Origin of the sequence: Mesorhizobium sp. M1A.F.Ca.IN.020.06.1.1, assembly GCF_004023265.1 — a bacterium.
Taxonomy (GTDB): Bacteria; Pseudomonadota; Alphaproteobacteria; order Rhizobiales; family Rhizobiaceae; genus Mesorhizobium.
Genome location: NZ_RZSR01001170.1, coordinates 1 through 1,583, shown reverse-complemented (window position 1 = coordinate 1,583; position 1,583 = coordinate 1). Strand labels below are relative to the sequence as shown.

The 1,583-nt window shown below is 59.6% G+C and carries 2 protein-coding genes; both read left to right on the top strand.

What is annotated here, in order from left to right; genetic code table 11:
- Positions 1-244: 244 nt before the first annotated feature.
- The gene (locus EOA60_RS32135) at positions 245-1,021 is read left to right on the top strand and encodes a creatininase (RefSeq protein ID WP_164899742.1); all 777 of its coding nucleotides are present in this window, start codon (positions 245-247) and stop codon (positions 1,019-1,021) included.
- An 84-nt stretch (positions 1,022-1,105) separates the two neighbouring features.
- The gene (locus tag EOA60_RS37910; RefSeq protein WP_164748540.1) at positions 1,106-1,282 is read left to right on the top strand and encodes a hypothetical protein; all 177 of its coding nucleotides are present in this window, start codon (positions 1,106-1,108) and stop codon (positions 1,280-1,282) included.
- Positions 1,283-1,583 lie beyond the last annotated feature (301 nt).

Sequence of the window (1,583 nt, the reverse complement as noted above, 5' to 3'; positions counted from 1 at the left end):
TCGTTGCGGATGTCTGCGACCGTCGGGAGAGAATGCCTACGGGAGAAGCTCACTGAAAATGCCGAATCGTCGTTGCTAACTTTGGAAAAATCCAAACTAAATGCGTGAACCAAATAACCACGGGGCCGCGAACTTGCGCAGCGGCCGAAGTAAAGTTCGAGCACCCGCGATGTTTCAGTTGAACCTGCCCCGCTAAGCTTCCCGATGCGCCAGTTGTGTGGAAGCATTCGCGTGGAGAGGGGCCGTGGACGAAGAATTTCGTATCGCCAACATGAATTGGATGAGCTACCGGGACCGCATTTCCAGGACGGAGTCTGTCGTCCTGGTGCCGATCGGTTCCGTGGAACAACATGGACCGCATTTGCCGCTTGCAACGGACTCGCTCATTCCAACCGCGATCTGCGAGCATTGCGCCAGGCATTCCGGCGCCCTCGTCGCTCCGACGCTAAGCTACGGCGCGCGCTCGACGCCGCGCTGCGGCGGCGGCCAGCATTTCTGCGGCACCACCAGCATTGATGCCTCGACTTTGATAATCCAGATCCGCGACCTCGTGCGAGAATTCACGCGTCACGGCGTCAAGAACCTGGCTTTTGTCGTGGGCCACATGGAGAACACCTGGTTCGTCAACGAGGCCTGCGAACTGGCTCTGCGTGACGCCAAGATGATGGGCGCCGAGCCTCCGCGCATGATGGCGGTCGGCTACTGGGAGTTTCTGACGCAGAAAACGATCGATCACGTCTTCGCTGACAAGTTTCCAAACTGGGCGCTCGAGCACGCTGGAATCATGGAGACCTCGATGATGCTGCATATCCATCCCGAGCTCGTGCACATGGATACGCTCATCGAACACGGGCCTTCCCGTTTGCCTGTCTATGATATGTGGCCATACGATCAATCGCTGATCCCGGCCGATGGCGTTCTGAACACAGCGATCGGCTCGACTTCCGAAAGGGGGAAGATATTCTTTGACGAGTTCACCTCTTCCCTCTCCGCGGCCCTGGGCCGGGAGTTTGGCCGTTAGCGAAATTCCAGGAAAGCGCGGCGGCGACATCCCTGTGCTCGCTGCTTGATCGGTTGCCCTGTTGGACGGTACGGGGAATAGTGGATGGAGCCGCTCTGGATGTTGTATGCCAATGATGACGACACGGCTTGCGGGAGCCGAGCCGTGGCGCGCGACTGGCAGAACCTCTTCAACCTGGTCTTGCCGTTGTTGCGCCGGCCAGAATGGAAATTCCCGCGCCTTTGGCCGAAGGCAGACGCGCCCGCCACCAACCTCGGCTGAATGGCTGACCCCCTGCGCCGAGCCGGACGCGAATTCATCCACTGCAACTGAATTGCCGGCAGTCGAGAGCTCGCGGTTTGGCTACTCGGTGGCTGGTCGACAGCGCGAGACGAACCCGGCTGTCGAGAGAACGCTAGGACGGGCCTCAACGGAGGCGCTCGACGAATTCTCCACCATTTCCGAATCGATCCTCATCACTAAAGGAATCACGGAAGACTCGGTAGCGTGAGCGTCCGGCTTGCGCTCCAAGATCCGCTGTCGGGATCGCGCCATCCCGAGAAAGCTCGGCGCGGTCTTTCGC

Bases quoted from the DNA above. Each gene is read 5' to 3' on its own strand.
- EOA60_RS37910 (WP_164748540.1), top strand. From the start codon at position 1,106: ATGGAGCCGCTCTGGATGTTGTATGCCAATGATGACGACACGGCTTGC.